The sequence below is a fragment of the Acetivibrio mesophilus genome (assembly GCF_004102745.1).
Taxonomy (GTDB): Bacteria; Bacillota; Clostridia; order Acetivibrionales; family Acetivibrionaceae; genus Hungateiclostridium; species Hungateiclostridium mesophilum.
Genome location: NZ_RLII01000010.1, coordinates 23,127 through 41,188 on the forward strand (window position 1 = coordinate 23,127; position 18,062 = coordinate 41,188).

Below are 18,062 nucleotides of genomic sequence, written 5' to 3' on the forward strand. Positions count from 1 at the left end.
GCATCCGATAATATGAACCCTGTTTTGTGCCGTCAACTGAACCTAAACACCTTACCCCGTGGGAGAAAAGGAAGGCTATGGCCTTTCGGTATCAAAAAAGCATGTTCCCTGTGAATCCTCAAAGGCTCACAATAACCGTCGGTAATGATCAAAAGGGGTCCGTTTTTCGGGAAATCCTCAGCTTTTTCCAAAAGATCAATACCTGGCTGCAGCAATGTTCCGCCGCGGCCTTTTACCTTTACTCTTTGGGCTATGGCCTCCGGAGCCATATAACCCTGGTCGTAAGCTACCGCATCACAGAAGACCACCCTTACATAGGGAACATCCCGTGAAATGCTGTAGCTGGCAATAGTACCTAATGCCTTTGCCAGCAATACCCGATCCATGGAGCCGGAGGTATCGAGTATGACACCGAAGGTTCGCCCGTCTTCCGCACCCGCCGCCGGCACCCAACGGGGACGGGGAATATCGGGACTGGCTGATTGACGGCGGCTGGGGCGGGCATAGGAACGCACTTTTTCCAACGGAGAAAAATAATTGTCGAACCATTTTGCAAGTTCTACATCCCAAGGGATAGGAGGCTGGTTTAATGCCCGTATTTCCTCTATCAATCCTGCAGGGATATAACCCCGGCCTTGCTCCTCATGATACGAAAGACCCTGAAGCAAGCAGCGGCGACAGAATTCGTCAAGGGTGATTGCGTCATTGGCGGACCACAATCCGGGATTGCCTTTATCAATCATGTCCCCTAGGCCGATTCCCCTCAGTGTTGAGAGCTTTCTGTATTTTCTGATATCCATAACCATCCGGTCATATATGCTTTCGGCCGACATTCCCTTAAGGTCGGGGTCATAGAGGGCTCCTATTTTGGGTAATTCCCCCAGCCCCATTTCTACCAGCCATCCGTTAATAACATAATCGCATGCAACATTCCATAAAAAAGGGTCACGGCCCTGACGCCTTGTATGGTGGCTTAAACCGACGTGCAGCAGTTCATGAGCCATTACAAAGCGGCATTCGTATTCATCCAAGCCGGCAGCCGGGTTGATATAAATTTCCTTCATATAGGCATTGACAGCTGCAACGGACACTTCCATCCGGGCACAAATTACAGGGTCCTCGATTATTGTGAAGTTTGTAGCCAAAGCTCCTAAAAGGGGATAGCTACTGATAAACCAGTTTTTTGACATAACCGCGGGAGTCAGGGATTTCTTTGAAGCCCCAAGAAAAGGTTCTTTGCCCGCAGCCACGTTAACAGCACTGGTAACGGCCATCGAAAGACCCCGGGCAAAACAGGCGGCCCAGTCGATTTTATGCCCGTACCAATCGATTTTTTCAGATGCCATAATCATATCCCCGCAATTTGCTCCGGCTGTGCCAAAGCCGGTCATTGACCGAGGGACACCGTTTTCTGCAAAATTGGCATATAGTTTTTCCTCGGAAGAAACATGAAAGTCAATGCTGTTTTGCATTTCCATCGGTGGTTTCCCCAATTTCATGTCGTACAAAAACCTTGCAATATAACAGTCACAGGCGATATTCCATTTGATAGGATCGGACTTTTCCTGAAAATGATCCAGCCCCAAATGGAGCAAGCAATGGGCAATAACATAAGCCCATTCCATGGGTTCACCCCGGCGAGTGGGATGAACATGGAGGTATCCGTTTCTGGTGATCACTGCCCATGCCTTTTCCGGGCATAAATTGCCTTTGCTCCGAATATCGCGAACGTGGTAGAGAAGGGGAGAAAAAACCGGATGCTGCTGTATAATCTCATATCCTTTAACATAGTTTTCATAAGCAATATCCTTCTGAGAAGAAGCTTTTTTCTTTGCCATAGCCTAATCTTCCTTCCTTTCTACCAGCCTCGGCAAATCCCGGACAATATCGACCATGAACCAACTGGGCAATCCTTCATCGTCGCCGTGTTTTGACACCACCATCTGCGCCATCTCAAGGCTGATGAGAGAAAGCTCCTTAATCAATGCTTTTGCTCTATGGGCAAGCATTTTCTGATTTTCATTCAGTGCATTTTTTTCGCCAGGTAGCTGTTTTATAAGCTGTGAGCGAAAGGATTGAGACAGAAAATAGAGAACATCACGGTCTTCGGGTTTGCCCGGCCATCTCTCTTCACCGTCTATAATAGCCGCCAGTTGATAGCGGTTTTTTATCTGCTTGATAAAAGCCTTGAACTGGCCTGCATGGTGAGGTGACAGGCAGCTATATGCCAATATCTCCAATGCCTCATCGGTTAAGCTGTCCCCATATTCGTTTAATGCGTCACTGAGCATATGCCATGAGCGTGGGGTGGAGAAGGGTTCTTCGGTTTTCGGTGGCTCTGTCCAGAGATGGTCGGGACGCAGGCTTATATACTCATAGACATAGGGGTGAATTCCGTTTGCCGATGCCCATTCCAGCCAATCTCTATGGGAAACCTTTAGCTGTACATGTAACATACGGTTAATCAAGGCCGATGACATGGGCTTTACAATGGCACTGTCCTGCGCCCTGTTGCCGGCACCGATTACAATAGAACCCTCGGGAAGCACATATTCGCCAACCCTGTGCTCATGAATCAGGCTGTAAAATGCCTTTTGGACCTCTTGCGAACAGGCATTCAATTCATCTAAAAACAGACAGTAAGGCTCTTTTCTTGCTATCATCTTCGGAGGACAAAAACGGCTCAATCCGTCAACGATTTGAGGCACACCGATAATATCTTCCGGAGCGAGCTGACTCCCAAGAAGGGAAACGCAGTCAAGCCCCAGCGATTCGGCAAACTGCTGTACCAGAGCGGATTTTCCAATGCCGGGAGGTCCCCATATGAAGACCGGCCTTACTACTGCGGTATTTAAAAGAAACTCTGACAATTGTCTTTGTGTTACGTTTATCGATATATTCATATATTATTATTCCTTTCTAATAAATCTTTCATATTTTTATTCCTTTATTGACAGCTGTGTACCACTGACAGCTGTTTTCGCTGCCCTCAAAAGGGCATAAAAATACCGTGATATGTAACCACGGTACGTTTTTGGCAATAAAAAAACACGATAACCCATCGTGTAGCCTTAAACAGTATATATCTTACTATCAAGTGACGGTTACTTATACTCATAAAGGTTGACCGCAAAAGCAATGAGATGCCTTCGGTCCGATATTAAGTTATATATAAAGCACCTCGCAGCATATTGTTTTTTTCATTTACAACACTCCTTTCACTTGATTTTAATCAATTACTAAATCTTACCTTATAATATTAATACAAAATAAGACTCACAGTCAATACCTGTAACAAAATTATAAAAGATTGTTTGGCATAAAATCATCATGGACAAGTTTGTATTAATATTCCGGTTGGAAGTGTATAGGAAAATATCCCTAGATCATCAAAAAGCAAAAAATATATTGAGATTCAAAACACCAATTGATATAATATATCAAATTTAGTCTTTAAAGCATTCGTGTTTATGAGGAGGGGGCACACTATGAAGAATTTTATCAGAATACTAAAACAAGGACGACAATATTGGAAATATTTAATAATCGCCGGGATAAGCCTGCTTGCAATTACAGCCTTCAATCTTGTTACTCCATGGAAAGTTAGAGAATTGGTTGATATATTGTCAAAAGAAGGCCCCAACGATATGATGAGAATACGCAACATTGCAATAATACTTGCTGCTGCATACGTTGCAAGGGCATTTTTTACTTATCTGTACCGGTATTTCAGCCATGTTGCCGCATGGAGACTGGTTGCGGACATGAGGGTAATTGTATACGAACATCTACAAAAGCTGTCCTTGAGTTTCTATCAAGACAAGCAGACCGGACAACTAATGTCGAGAGCAATAAATGACACGGCAACCTTTGAGGTACTAATAGCCCATGCCGTTCCGGACCTTGTTACCAATGTACTTATTCTTGTCGGTACCGGCGTCCTGTTGTTTATAATAAATCCTTTGCTTGCGGCGCTTACCCTTATACCTATTCCGTTTTTGATATTGGGTTCCGGAATTTTTACCAAAAAAGTGCTTCCGAACTTTCGAGAGGCGCAAGGGAAGCTTGGGGACCTTAATGCAGTGATGCAGGACAATATTTCGGGTATCAAGGAGATTCAGGCTTTCAACCAGCAGTCAAGGGAGAAAAAGCGTATTGAAAAAAGAGCAAGAAAATACACTTCTGCAATACTTCATGCTTTAAAGGTGAGTGCAATATTTCATCCCGTAGTGGAAATGATAAGCTCCCTTGGAACGGTTATTGTTGTGGCCTTTGGCGGGTGGTTTGCTTTGAAAGGTTATGTCAGCACGGCTGATATTGTAGGATTTATAATGTTTCTGGGGCTTTTTTATCAACCTATTACCACTTTGGCGAGAGTAATAGAGGATTTGCAGCAGGCTACGGCAGGGGCGGAAAGAGTGTTTGAGCTTATCGATACCCAGCCGGATATTGTCGACAGCGAAGGCGCAAGAACCATTACAAATTCCAAAGGTGAAATAGCCTTTAAAAATATAAATTTTCACTATATTCCATCAAATCCGGTTTTGAAAAACATAAGCTTTACCGCGAAGCCCGGTCAAATGATAGCGTTGGTGGGTCCGACCGGAGTGGGAAAAACCACTATCATCAGCTTGATGGCAAGGTTTTATGACCCGATTTCAGGAGAAATCCAGATTGACGGTATGAATATTAAAGATATAACAGTGGCTTCATTGAGAAGTCAGATAAGCATAGTGCTACAGGATATATTTCTTTTCAATGGAAGTGTGGCTGACAATATTGCTTATGGAACGAGGGAAGCTTCCTTTGAAGATATTGTGAAGGCGGCGAAAATTGCAAGGGCTCATGAATTTATAATGCAGCTGCCCGAGGGTTATGACACTGTCATAGGTGAAAGGGGAGTAAAGCTCTCAGGAGGTCAAAAACAGCGTCTGTCCATTGCTAGAGCGGTTCTTAGAAATACTCCGATTCTGATATTGGATGAAGCAACTGCATCAGTTGATGTTGAGACGGAAGCAGAAATCCAGCAGGCAATTGGTGAGCTGGCAGGGACCCGTACTATTATTGTAATAGCCCACAGGCTATCTACTGTGAAACAGGCAGACAACATCCTTGTTCTAAAGGATGGGGAGATTGTTGAATCGGGTACGCATGAAGAACTTGTAAAACAGGGCGGATTATACAGATATCTTTGTGAAGTGCAATTCGGAGGATAGCATAACTTGCCTTATTTAATGAACTGCACGAATTTATTTGCTTCGTGCAGTTCCGTTTTACTTAGCCACTATTAGTGAAATGAAAGAGGAAAAGGAGAAGGGGATTATCTATAAGACAGAAATACTTTCTTACCGCGAAGTACTTTTGGAAATATAGCATCATAGATTTTGTCAAGCTCCCTGTAAACAAAGGAGTCATCCCATTCCTTCTTTATAGGCAAATAAAATATGTCAAATTCCACGTCGAACAAGTTGCTGAAAATACCGGTTTTCTGCATGCCGTTTCTCTCATAGAAGGATATCCTTCTCTCCCTTTCTAACCGTTCGGTTTCGTTTTTGGCTGCATTAATGCTTTCTAATTCGACTATAATTCCGGAGAAATCATTAAGTGTTTCCTGTAAATTTTTCAAAAATATGCTTCCGTAGCCCTTGCTTCTGTCTGTTTGAGTTACGGCATAGTAGTCAAGAAGCAAGCAGTCACCTAACAAGGCGTGGCAGAAAAAAGCATATGCCTTTAAAACACCATCCACATAGAGACCATAACATGGATACAAATTTTGCTGCATAAGCTTTTTGATATTACTTAGTGGTCTGATTTCATTTTGAGGAAAATCAAATTGCATTGAATTTTTGAATATATCAGAAACATCTTCTGTTGAAAGGTGCTTTATGTTCATATTTCCAACTCCCTTTATCATATTTATCTGTAAACTCACAAAAAGTATACGAAAAGGCTGTTTTATGTTTAATTCTATCATTACGTTTTATTATTTACAAGGTAAAGCCTTTGTTTGCAACAATATAAAAAAGGATATAATATTGAATATAGACATGACTATTGCGAACCCTACTAAAATATGCTATGCTAAAACTGTTTGATGAATAATTGATAATTATTTATCAAAAAATAGTGAAATACATACATAAAGAAAGTTGAGGGAATATGACTGTAACACTTACTGAATTTTTAAGTCATTTAATATCAAGTCCGGCATTAGTTATAACTACGATTCTTACATTAGGAGTTATAATGGTTAATGGATGGACGGATGCTCCTAACGCAATCGCCACTTGTGTTTCTACACGGTCGGTGAATCCGCGTTCGGCTATAATAATGGCATCGTTTTTTAACTTCCTTGGTGTTTTTGTTATGTCAAAACTCAATGCTAAAGTAGCAGAGACCATTTATAAAATGGTTGATTTCGGAGGCGATTCTCACAATGCGTTGGTAGCACTTTGTGCAGCTCTTTTTGCAATTGTGCTTTGGGCGACAGCTGCCTGGTGGTTTGGGATTCCGACCAGCGAAAGCCATGCGCTGATTGCCGGAATAAGCGGTGCCGCAATTGCCCTTCAGAAAGGCCTGCGTGGTATTAATTTTAATGAGTGGGTTAACGTTCTTTATGGACTGGCACTGTCCCTGATATTGGGTTTTGTAGCGGGATGGACGGTAGTAAAGTTGGTTGAGAAGCTTTTCAGAAGGGTGAACCGGGCAAAAACTTTTTCGTTTTTCAAAAATGCTCAAGTCTGTGCCAGTGCGGGTATGGCATTTATGCATGGTGCACAGGACGGACAGAAATTTATGGGTGTATTTATGCTGGGTATGTTTTTAACCCAAGGACAGGCGAATGTAACAGAATTTATCATACCAAACTGGCTGATTATTCTTTGCTCGGTAGTTATGGCTCTGGGTACTTCCATTGGCGGCTATCGAATTATTAAGGCTGTGGGAATGGATATGGTCAAACTTGAAAAGTATCAGGGATTTTCTGCCGACCTTGCAGGGGTAATATGCCTGTTTATAGCATCAGTTCTTGGTTTACCGGTCAGCACCACCCATACTAAGACAACGGCTATCATGGGTGTAGGAGCAGCAAAACGTATATCTTCAGTTAACTGGGGAGTGGTGAAGGAGATGGTTTCCGCATGGATTCTAACTTTCCCGGGATGCGGACTGATAGGCTTTTTGATGGCGTTGCTGTTTATGAGACTATTTTAACGCCAGATTATTACTAGCAATGAAATATTTTTTTTGAGGAAGAGGTTTGGATTATGGCACGAAAAAAAGATTCATATTATTTTGACACGTTTGTAGAGTTAGTGGACTATTCTTGCCAGGCGGCAAACTTATTGAATCATATTATGAATAACTTCAAGGCAGAGGAACTGCCGGAAAGAATGAAGGAAATGCATGCTATAGAGCATAGCGGAGATGAAGCAAGACATGTAATGACCAAAAAGCTTGCAAAAGAATTTATAACACCTATTGAGAGAGAAGATATCATGGCATTGACGGATGCAATAGATAATGTGACCGATGCCATTGAGGATGTAGTAATGCGTATGTATATGTATAATATTACAAACATCCGCGAGCAGGCTATAAAAATGACTGAAATCGTTGTCAAGTGTTGTGATTCATTAAAGAAAGCGCTCGGTGAGTTTATTAATTACAGAAAGTCTCAGAACTTGCATCAATTAATTATCGATGTCAATCATCTTGAAGAAGAGGGAGATAGACTCTTTACAGAGGCGACAAGAGACTTGTATTGCAATTGTAACGACTTCAAAGAGGTTGCGGCATGGGATACTACCTTCCACTATCTTGAAAAGTGCTGTGACGCCTGCGAAGATGTTGCAGACGCTATAGAAAACGTTATAATGAAGAATTCGTAAATAATCTATGGCTTTATAATATTTCGATTATATAATGTGCATATAAATATAAATGAGGATCGGTTTTATCCGGTCCTCATTTATATTATATATTTTTTAGTTCTCTTATTTCAAGTTGTTTGGCATGCCGCCAAGCATTGGCTCTTCAATCTGTTTTCCGTTAAGGGCAATGTACACTCCTTTGCCGGGATGAGTTTCTTTTAAACGGATTGTCTTAATCCGAACAAACGGCTCCATTTTAAACATCTTTATTTTTGTACTCAAATCATGATACAGGTCTTCCGCACCCTTTTGAATACAGGACTCACACATACAAATCGTAAATTCCTGTACGTCAAATGCTGCGGTTGACTTTTTACGTTCAGGACTGCAGGTGTTGTCGCCATGTTTTGGACTATAATGGGTATGCAGAAGCTCGTGAGCCAGATGTGAATTTGCCTCACCGTAAAATTCTTCATACAGCCTTAATATGTCAGGATTTTCCTGAGATTTTCTGTATTTTGAAACCTTGTCTATGTTTACAAGTACTTGCTGGCGTTTTTCAAGAGAATCTACTTTTTCAGGAACCGGATGTCCTGCACCGCAGATACATCCTCCGGGGCACGCCATTACTTCTATCAGGTCGTATCCCACGTCAACTCCGTTGAGTATTTTCTCGATGATAGGCTCAGCGTTGCTCAGGCCGCTAACAACTGCAACACGGACTTTTGTACCGTTTGCCTCAACAGTGGATTCTTTTACTCCTTCAAAGCCACGAATCTCTTCAAAATCAAGGTGGTCAGTGAGCACATTTCCAGTAAGCTTTTCCACAGCCATACGAAGAGCAGCTTCAGCTACACCACCGGAAGCACCAAAGAGTATGCCGGCACCGGAAACCTGCTTGTAAGGCTCATCAAATTCCTGAGGAACTATTTCCGAAGGTTTGATATCCGCAAGTTCTACCATTTCAAGCATTTCTGTAGTTGTAAGAACTGCGTCAACATCACGGATGCCTTCTGGGGCAAACTCCGGACGGGCAGCTTCATATTTCTTTGCAAGGCATGGAACTATGGACACTACAAAGAGATCCTCTTTATTTATTCCTGCAAGTTTGCCATAGTGGTTTTTAACAGTAGCACCCATCATCATCTGCGGTGATTTGCAGGTGGACAGGTGAGGAATTATTTCGGGATATCTCTTTTCAACAAAATTGATCCATCCCGGACAGCAGGAAGTAAATTGAGGCATTACGCCCTTATTTTCTACCCTTGAAAGGAACTCTGTAGTTTCCTCAACAATAGTAAGGTCTGCTGCAAAGGTAAAGTCAAATACCTTGTCAAAACCAAGCTTTTTAAGCAGTCCCGCTATGAAAGGAGATGCTTCCTCATATGAAACGCCATAGGTATTGGAAATAAGACTGCGAACCGCCGGCGCAACAAATCCGACAACAGTCTTTTTCGGATTGTTGATTGCCCTTACAACTTTTCCTCTTTCGCGACGGTAATCGAGAGCAGCACAAGGACAGGCAGTAACACACTGACCGCAGCTGACACAATCTGTTTCCTTAAGAGGAAGACCGCTCTTGGTACCAACAAGCTGGCGACCGTTTTTCATATAAAAAGTGAGAACCCCTGGGCCTTCAATTTCAGCGCATGCAGCGATACAACGACCGCAGGATATACACTTATTATGATCCCGTACAATGAAGGGGTGGTCATCAACCTTAGGAATATATGGACGTTCATGGACAGGTTGTTCAAATTCAATTCCATGAATGCTTGCTTCTTTTCTCAGGTCGCAAGTAAAACGCGCGCTACAGCCGCACTTGAGGCAGCGACGAGCTTCCTTTCTTGCAATTTCTTCAGATAGACCCAATTCAACCTCATTAAAGTTGGTTTTTCGCTCTGTTACAGAGAGGGATGGCATTGATGCACGAGTCGAGTAACTTTTGGTATTTCACGGAATTCCCATTTTGGGAGATCCTCCATGGAGCCACGGCTACAACTGTAGTCTACGCTTGCTTCCTTAACATAACCCTGCATCAGGAAACTATCCATGGATTCAGCGGCATGACGACCTGCCGCAACAGCTTGAATTACCGTTGCAGGACCTGTTACACAGTCGCCTCCGGCAAATATATTGTATTCAGAAGTCTGCAGAGTCTTGCCGTTAACCTCGATATCCCCCCACTTGTTGAGTTTTACCGGAAGGTCGTTGTAAAGGAACTGGGTATTGGTGCTTTGACCTATAGCTCCAATTATTGTGTCAGCATCAATTTCAATATCGCTTCCTTCAATAGGAACCGGACGACGGCGGCCGGAACGGTCAGGCTCTCCGAGCTGCATCCGGATACAAATGAGTTTCTTTTTACCGTCTTTTAAGATAATCTTTGTAGGTGCCATCAGGAAGAGCATTTCAACTCCTTCATGGATAGCTTCTTCCACTTCGTATGGCTCTGCAGGCATTTCTTCGCGGGTACGGCGATATACAAGCTTTACAGATTTTGCGCCTTTTCTGAGAGCTGTACGGGCGCAGTCGATGGCTGTATTTCCGCCTCCGATTACCACAACATTGTCACCTAACTTGATATCATTATTCTTTGTTACCTGTTCAAGGTAGTTTATACCGGGCCATACACCCTCGAGTTTTTCACCTTCAATATGCATTGGGGTTGCTTGCCATGATCCAATTGCAAGATAAACAGCATCAAAATCCTTGTGGAGGTTTTCAAGATGGATATGGGTTCCTAAAGCCTTCTCCGTCATGATCTTTACTCCAAGATTTTTTATCATGTCAATTTCCCTGTCAAGAGTAGCTTTTGGAAGACGATATTCGGGTATACCATATCTCATCATTCCTCCCGGATGGGGCTGACGCTCAAAAACTGTAACATCGTGACCGTTGATAGCACTATAATATGCAGCAGAAAGACCGGAAGGACCGGCTCCCACTATAGCAATTCTCTTACCTGTTGGAGGATTTTTTACAGGAGCCCAAGACTCAGGTTGAGCCATATCCCAGTCAGCAGCAAAGCGCTTGACATAGTTGATTGCCACCGGTGAATCTACAAGATTTCGACGGCATTGGGACTCACAGGTATGAGGACAAACACGGCCGCATACAACAGGGAAAGGATTTTTTTCTTTAATGACACGAATCGCAGCTTCAAAATCCCCATTGCCTACATGGCGTAGGTAGGATTGAATGTCAATGTTTGCGGGGCATGTCATTACGCATGGGGCAACACAATCCGCATTGTGGTCGGAAAGAAGCTGCTCTAAGCGTATCTTTCTATAATTTTCAAGTCTCGGGCTGTTGGTGCATATTACCATACCCTCTTTGATAGGGGTCTGACATGCTTTGACGTCCCTCTCGCCATCGGTGCCCAAGGTAACCACACACAGTCCGCAGTTTCCGTTTGATCTTTCAAGCCTGATATCATAGCAGAGATGCGGAATGTGTATATCCTCCTGAAGTAGCGCCTGAAGGATAGTGAGGTTGTCATATACTTCCATTTCGCGACCGTTAACAGTCACTTTGATACGATTATGACTCTCTAATGTTTTCATTTTCTTCACCTCAAAAATACATTTCATGAATTTTACAAGCCATCTTATCGCATTAAAATCAAATATTGGAATTTTAATGAACGAGCCTGTACTTCCTACATTTATATATTATAGCTGAGGGATTCGATCTTGTCTTCATAATTTGATAAATTTTTAACTAAATTTTTTAACTTCTTATGTTTGCTTACCACAATTTACACAAAGGATTTGATTAGTGGAAGTCGAATAATTTTTTTATGTAAACCTAATAGCATCCGTGAAAGCAAACTATACACTAATCAAGGGGGATTCAATTAATGGGATTTAAGAAAAATATAATCTGTGGGGTTTTGAGTATAGGGGTCATGACGGGAAGCACAGGATTTGCTTTTGCTCAGAATGTTGACTACAAAGTACAATCCGGCGATACATTTTGGAAGATAGGTCAAAAATATAATATTTCTACAACCAGCCTTATGACAGCAAACAATGCCAATGAAAATACAGTGTTGTATCCGGGACAGACAATAATACTTCCGCTCAAAGACCAGTTGGTGCATGTAGTCCAATCCGGGGATACTTATTGGACTATAAGCCAGAAGTATGGACTGAATTTTCGTGAAGTGCTGACGCTAAACAATGCTAATGACAATTCGATGCTTCGTGTCGGGGATAAAGTAATTCTCCCCAGTACAGTAAATTATACTGTACAGAAAGGAGATACTTACTGGACTATAAGCCAGAAATTCAAGGTGAATTTTACGGAGCTGTTAAAATTAAACGGCGCCAATGACAAAAGCTACCTTGATATAGGTCAGGTAATAAAAATACCTGTATCCAGCACATCACAAACTACGGTAACTCAAAATGATTCTCAAACTGTTTCGCCGACCAAACCATATGTGACTTATACGAATTATACAGTTCAAAAAGGTGATAGTTCATGGAGTGTTGCAGAAAAATTTGGTATTCCTGCGTATGAATTGATGGAAGCAAATAACATTGATTCTTCGACGGTGCTTAACATAGGACAGAAATTAAAAATTCCGGTACATAATGTACCTGTAAAAAGTACTCCAGGTGCAAAGTACGGGGAACTACTGGATTGGTGGACAGAAGCACAATATGTAATTCCAAGGGGAAGCACCTTTGAAGTAGTAGATTTTTATACCGGTAAATCATTTTTCGCAAAACGTACTACAGGTTCGAACCATGCCGACTGTGAAACTCTTACCGTAAAGGACACCAACATTATGAAAGAAATATGGGGCGGCTTTAGTTGGGTAAGAAGACCTGTGATAATCAAATATAACGGAAGAAAAATTGCTGCCAGCATGACGGCAATGCCTCATGCAGGAAATGACAGTGTTGCCGGTGGGGTCTGGACATCATGGAGAAGCGGAGATTATGGTGCAGGTGCAAATTATGACTATATTAAAGGCAATGGTATTGACGGACATTTTGATATACATTTTTATAACAGTACAAGGCATAAGGATGGAAAGCTGGATACAAACCATCAACAGTGCATAAAAATAGCGGCTGGAGTGCAATAATGGGTTAATATGAAATATTGGGAGATAATTTAGCAGAGTATTGCTTGAGGCAGGTTATATTATTAAAATTATAGCCTGCCTTCTTTCTGTTTTAGCCTGTTGGAGTGAAAGGAAAGAGGCAAAAGGGGAGGGAGTCGATGTCTTGAGCTTTACTTTAGCATAATTTAGTAGATGGTTACTACTGTACCGACCGGCACTTGATTAAAGAGCTCATTAACATCGTCATTGTACATTCTAACACATCCATTGGATGCAGCTGTTCCTATGGAAGCAGGATTGTTGGTTCCATGAATACCGTAGTGGGGCTCTGAAAGGCCCATCCATCTCGTCCCAAAAGGCCCTCCGGGATTAACCTGTTTATTTATTATAGTAAATGTTCCTCGGGGCGTAGGGGTTGTCGGTTTACCTGTTGCTACAGGATATGACCTGACAAGTCTTCCTTCACGATACAGTGAAAGGGTTTTAGCAGCTATACTTATTATAATTCTCACGGGGGAGGGAGCTGCGGGTATACAGATTACCTGTCCGACAGAAATAATGTTAGGGTTTATTCCGGGGTTTGCATTTATTAGCTGCTGAACGGTTACATTGAATATTCTAGCTATAGCTGTCAAGGTATCTCCACGACCGATAACATAATAATTCTTCGTAGGACATTCAGGTTCCCCTGATTTTGGCTGTGGAATACAAATTACCTGCCCTATATATAGTCTTTCAGGAACAATGCCGGGATTGGCAGTGAGGATATCACTAACAGTTATGTTGAACCTTGCGGCTATACTTGCTAGCGTGTCTCCACTTTTTATCTCATAAGGAGATGTACCGATAGGGCATACAGTCTGTGGCGGCTGTACTTGTGGCACACAAATCACTTGGCCTATGTACAGTCTTTCCGGAACAATACCTGGATTGGCAGTAATAATTGCCTGAACAGTTGTATTGAACCTGTTTGCAATAAGATAAAGGCTATCTCCTGCACGTACAGTGTAGGAGATGGTGCCGACAGGGCATTGACGATTAAAATATGAATTCATCATTTAATTTCACCTCTTTTGAATGAAGTTGTAACCGCTCTGGTTAGGATACGGTTACAGTTGTTCCTACAGGCACAAGATTAAACAGCTCACTTACGGACTGATTGGACATGACGATACTGTTGCCGGTTGCCACAACGTCAATGAATTCCGGAGTATTTGTACCATGTATGCCAAAACCTGCTTCGGACAGACCTATCCATCTTGCTCCAAACTCAACACCGGCGTCAACTTGTTTGTTTAGAACGGTAAATGTTCCTCGTGGAATTGGAGATGCCGGATTTTCTACGGCTATGTTATACGTTCTGTAGACACTTCCGTTGCGGTATACTGTAAGAATTCGCTCTGCTACATTGACCCTGACGATAACAGGAGAAGGAGCAACAGGTATACATAAAACTTGATCGACATATAAATCGTTGGGATCGATACCATAGTTTGAATACAATAGCTGTTGGGGAGATACATTAAAATAAGCTGCTATTGAATCTATAGTATCCCCTGGCATTACCACATAGTAGTTTGTTGTTGGGCAGGAAGGGTACATCTGTACAATTAGAGGAATACATATTTGCTGGCCGACTCTTAAATAATAAGGATTAATACCTGGGTTTGCATTAATAATTTCCTGTACAGTAGTCCCATATGTACTTGCTATAACGTTCAGCGTGTCCCCGGCTCTTATGGTATAAGGAACTGAGCCCGCGGGACACTGCCTTTGATAATATGAGAACATAAGACATCACCTCAATAAATACACTGATATTATAGTATATTAATTTATGTAAATTGTGTTACAAGGAAGAAAAGTCAGAAGGAATTGCCCTCCTGACTCATTGCGGATTTAAGCGAATCGAAAATTGCTCATTAGAGTAAGGGGTACCTGACCGTTCATTGCGAGAAGAAGCCGTCTTTCAACCTCATTCCAGTTGATTAAGTCCCACCAACGATTTATATATTCCTTTCGCCTGTTCTGGTAGTCTAGGTAATAAGCATGTTCCCAGACATCACAAACCAGAATGGGAATACCGCTCCACTGGGTCAGATTCTGGTGTTTTTCCGCCTGCAAAATCTCAAGTCGTCTCCAAGTTGGCTGCCAAGTCAAAATTCCCCAACCTGATGCTTCCACATTTTCGGTGGCACTTTTGAATTGTTCCTTGAAAGCGTTGAAACTTCCAAAGTAGCTGTTTATCTGGTTTACAGTGTGTATGCCGGGTTGACCTCCCTTTCCCAAAGGTGCCATAATAGTCCAGAAAATACTGTGAAGAATATGTCCCGAGCCATTATAAGCTAGTTTGTTTTCCCAAAATTTTATATATTTGTAATCATTGCTCCTTCTTGCTTCCACTAAGCTGATTTCTGCCTGGTTCAGGCCATCGACATAGGCTTTGTGGAGTATGTCATGATGAATTCTCAAGGTTTCTTCGCCGATTATCGGCTCTAATGCATTGTAGGAGTAGGGAAGAGGGGGTAGCCGATGCTGCCCGGCCGCTACGGGCATCATTGCATATTGCATTGTCTAAATCGCCTCCAGTATAAGTGATTTACAATGCTATATTATTCTTAGGAGCATCGGTTGGTGTAAAAATAGTTTTATACTCCCCAGTCATGTATTTGCCATTCGCTATCAGGGGTGTCCTTTACTAATATGTAGTCTTTGTAGATTATATCGCTTATGACCATTATAAAAAAGCAATTATCTACAACTTTTAGGCTATAAATGCACTGACATTAAAGCATAAATAGTATAAAATAAAGTATAGATAGTCTACAATGATATATTATTTTGTAACATATATATCTATTGATGCTTAATATTATAGCTAATATATAATGAATTGTTGGATGTTCGTGATGTGTATTTTTGTAAAAGATCAAATGCTGATTTAAATTCCATTAACAAATTTCGATAATTAATTTTAAAATTCCGAACTCAAAAAGAAAACTGCATTCGAATATTTAACACGAGTGAAAGTATTCAATTTGCCTAAGGGATTATTTAATAAATATAGGGGGGAATAGTATGTGTAAATTAAGAAGATCGTTGCTATTTACTATTATCTTATCTGTTGTTTTTACCCAACTCTTTTGCTTTGCAATTACGGTAGAGGCAGCAGAAACGGCAACGATTAACTTGTCATCGGAAAAACAGGTGATCCGAGGTTTTGGAGGAATGAACCACCCTGTTTGGATTTCCGACTTAACAGCGGCACAGAGGGATACGGCATTCGGTAATGGTGATGGGCAGTTGGGCTTTTCTATTCTTAGAATTCATGTGGACGAGAATAAAAATAATTGGTCTAAAGAATTGGCAACTGCAAAAAGAGCGATTGAGCATGGGGCAATAGTTTTTGCTTCTCCATGGAATCCACCAAGTGAAATGGTAGAGACCTTCACCCGTAACGGTGTACCAAATCAAAAAAGACTAAAATATGATAAGTATGCGGCGTATGCACAGCATCTTAATGATTTTGTTACATACATGAAGAATAATGGTGTGAATTTGTATGCTATTTCCATTCAGAACGAACCTGACTATGCTCACGAATGGACATGGTGGACTCCTCAGGAAATACTCCGCTTTATGAAGGAAAATGCGGGATCAATTAACTGTAGAGTAATTGCACCGGAGTCATTTCAATATCTGAAAAATATTTCGGATCCGATTTTAAATGATCCTCAGGCTCTTGCAAATATGGATATACTGGGTGCTCACTTTTATGGCACCAGTGTCAATAATATGCCTTATCCTTTATTCCAACAAAAAGGAGCAGGAAAAGACCTCTGGATGACAGAAGTTTATGTTCCGAATAGTGATAATAACTCGGCAGACCGCTGGCCAGAAGCAATAGATGTTGCATATAATATGCACAATGCTTTGGTAGAGGGAAATTTCCAGGCATATGTTTGGTGGTATATCCGCAGGTCATACGGACCGATGAAAGAGGATGGCACTATAAGCAAGCGCGGTTATATGATGGCTCACTACTCCAAGTTTGTACGCCCGGGATATATAAGGGTCGATGCAACAAAGAATCCTACATACAATGTATACGTATCTGCTTACAAGAAAGATAAGAGCGTTGTGGCAGTAGTTATAAATAAAAGTACTGAGGCTAAGACGATTAATATATCTGTCCCCGGGACCAACATTGGAAAGTGGGAAAGATATGTTACTACAGGGACAAAGAATCTAAAGAAAGAATCAGATATAAATGCATCCGGAACCAGTTTTCAAGTTACTCTCGAACCTCAAAGTGTTACAACCTTTGTAGGTGGCTCGGATGGAACGGTTACACCTGTTGAGAGGAGTGCTTTTTCCAAGTTGGAAGCCGAAGAATATAACGATACCAATTCTTCTACCGTACAAGTAGTGGGTGCAAACGGCGGAAGCGGTGTAGGATATATTGAAAACGGTAACTATCTGGTATACAAAAATGTAGATTTCGAGAACGGCGCAGCTTCGTTTAAAATAATGGCTTCAACCACCGGTACTCCAAAAATAGAAATTCGACTAGGCAGTCCAACGGGCACTCTCGCAGGTACATTGCAAGTGGCTTCAACCGGAGGCTTTAACGCCTATAAAGAGCAAAGCTGCAATATTAATAAAGTCACGGGGCTCCACGATGTGTATTTGGTGTTTGGAGGAGCTGTAAATGTTGACTGGTTTACCTTTGGAAAGGAATCGGTGGGAACCATTAAATACGGTGATCTCAATGGTGATGGCAAGGTTAATTCCACTGATTCAACATTATTGTCAAGATACATTCTGAAGATTATTGACACATTCCCAATAGAAAATGGTGATAAAGCTGCGGATTTAAATGGAGACGGCAAAGTAAATTCTACAGACTACAACATTTTGAAAAGATATTTACTTAAAATAATTGATAAATTTCCTGTAGAATCATAAGCTTACAATACATTGTTCAAACAAAAAATGATTATAGTAAATTTTTCTTACCTCTATTAATAATTAGAAAAATCTCCAGTAGGGATTTCAAGTCTCTGCTGGAGATTTTCTTTTTGGCCTCTTGGAATGAAATGAAAGAGGCA

General features: G+C 41.6%; 11 protein-coding genes and 1 pseudogene. 5 read left to right on the forward strand and 7 right to left on the reverse strand.

Features of this window, described 5'->3' with window-relative positions; genetic code table 11:
* Nucleotides 1-32: 32 nt before the first annotated feature.
* Both EFD62_RS09255 and EFD62_RS09260 read right to left on the reverse strand, forming a co-directional pair.
* Complete coding sequence (locus tag EFD62_RS09255; RefSeq protein ID WP_128706020.1) at nucleotides 33-1,838, reverse strand: DUF2201 family putative metallopeptidase; 1,806 nt, start codon at nucleotides 1,836-1,838, stop codon at nucleotides 33-35.
* Between the two features lie 3 nt (nucleotides 1,839-1,841).
* A complete protein-coding gene (locus EFD62_RS09260; protein WP_128706021.1) occupies nucleotides 1,842-2,903 on the reverse strand; it encodes an AAA family ATPase in 1,062 nt (353 codons plus the stop codon).
* Nucleotides 2,904-3,488: 585 nt separating this feature from the next.
* Here EFD62_RS09260 and EFD62_RS09265 point away from each other — a divergent pair.
* The gene (locus tag EFD62_RS09265; protein WP_069196002.1) at nucleotides 3,489-5,216 is read left to right on the forward strand and encodes an ABC transporter ATP-binding protein; all 1,728 of its coding nucleotides are present in this window, start codon (nucleotides 3,489-3,491) and stop codon (nucleotides 5,214-5,216) included.
* Between the two features lie 104 nt (nucleotides 5,217-5,320).
* Here the strand turns inward: EFD62_RS09265 and EFD62_RS09270 are convergent, their stop codons facing one another.
* Entirely contained in the window at nucleotides 5,321-5,893 is a 573-nt protein-coding gene (locus EFD62_RS09270; protein WP_069196003.1) for an N-acetyltransferase, read from the reverse strand.
* Nucleotides 5,894-6,159: 266 nt separating this feature from the next.
* On the opposite strand from EFD62_RS09270, the gene EFD62_RS09275 reads away from it, so the two are divergent.
* Both EFD62_RS09275 and EFD62_RS09280 read left to right on the forward strand, forming a co-directional pair.
* The gene (locus tag EFD62_RS09275) at nucleotides 6,160-7,212 is read left to right on the forward strand and encodes an inorganic phosphate transporter (protein ID WP_069196004.1); all 1,053 of its coding nucleotides are present in this window, start codon (nucleotides 6,160-6,162) and stop codon (nucleotides 7,210-7,212) included.
* Between the two features lie 53 nt (nucleotides 7,213-7,265).
* The gene (locus EFD62_RS09280) at nucleotides 7,266-7,889 is read left to right on the forward strand and encodes a DUF47 domain-containing protein (protein ID WP_069196005.1); all 624 of its coding nucleotides are present in this window, start codon (nucleotides 7,266-7,268) and stop codon (nucleotides 7,887-7,889) included.
* A gap of 105 nt (nucleotides 7,890-7,994) precedes the next feature.
* On the opposite strand, the pseudogene EFD62_RS18320 reads toward EFD62_RS09280, so the two are convergent.
* Nucleotides 7,995-11,437 (reverse strand): annotated as a pseudogene (locus EFD62_RS18320) (NAD(P)-binding protein).
* A gap of 296 nt (nucleotides 11,438-11,733) precedes the next feature.
* Here EFD62_RS18320 and EFD62_RS09290 point away from each other — a divergent pair.
* Nucleotides 11,734-12,972 (forward strand): LysM peptidoglycan-binding domain-containing protein, encoded by a 1,239-nt coding sequence (locus EFD62_RS09290; RefSeq protein WP_069196007.1) that lies wholly within the window; start codon nucleotides 11,734-11,736, stop codon nucleotides 12,970-12,972.
* A 164-nt stretch (nucleotides 12,973-13,136) separates the two neighbouring features.
* Here the strand turns inward: EFD62_RS09290 and EFD62_RS18055 are convergent, their stop codons facing one another.
* The 3 genes from EFD62_RS18055 to EFD62_RS09305 all read right to left on the reverse strand — a co-directional run bounded on the left by EFD62_RS18055 (nucleotide 13,137) and on the right by EFD62_RS09305 (nucleotide 15,522).
* Entirely contained in the window at nucleotides 13,137-13,490 is a 354-nt protein-coding gene (locus EFD62_RS18055; protein WP_235832619.1) for a L,D-transpeptidase, read from the reverse strand.
* Between the two features lie 559 nt (nucleotides 13,491-14,049).
* Nucleotides 14,050-14,742 carry a LysM peptidoglycan-binding domain-containing protein gene (locus tag EFD62_RS09300; protein WP_069196008.1) on the reverse strand — a complete coding sequence of 231 codons (693 nt, stop codon included), beginning with the start codon at nucleotides 14,740-14,742 and terminating at the stop codon, nucleotides 14,050-14,052.
* A 108-nt stretch (nucleotides 14,743-14,850) separates the two neighbouring features.
* Nucleotides 14,851-15,522 carry a superoxide dismutase gene (locus tag EFD62_RS09305; protein ID WP_128706022.1) on the reverse strand — a complete coding sequence of 224 codons (672 nt, stop codon included), beginning with the start codon at nucleotides 15,520-15,522 and terminating at the stop codon, nucleotides 14,851-14,853.
* 507 nt (nucleotides 15,523-16,029) lie between these two features.
* On the opposite strand from EFD62_RS09305, the gene EFD62_RS09310 reads away from it, so the two are divergent.
* Complete coding sequence (locus EFD62_RS09310) at nucleotides 16,030-17,919, forward strand: carbohydrate-binding protein (RefSeq protein WP_128706023.1); 1,890 nt, start codon at nucleotides 16,030-16,032, stop codon at nucleotides 17,917-17,919.
* Nucleotides 17,920-18,062 lie beyond the last annotated feature (143 nt).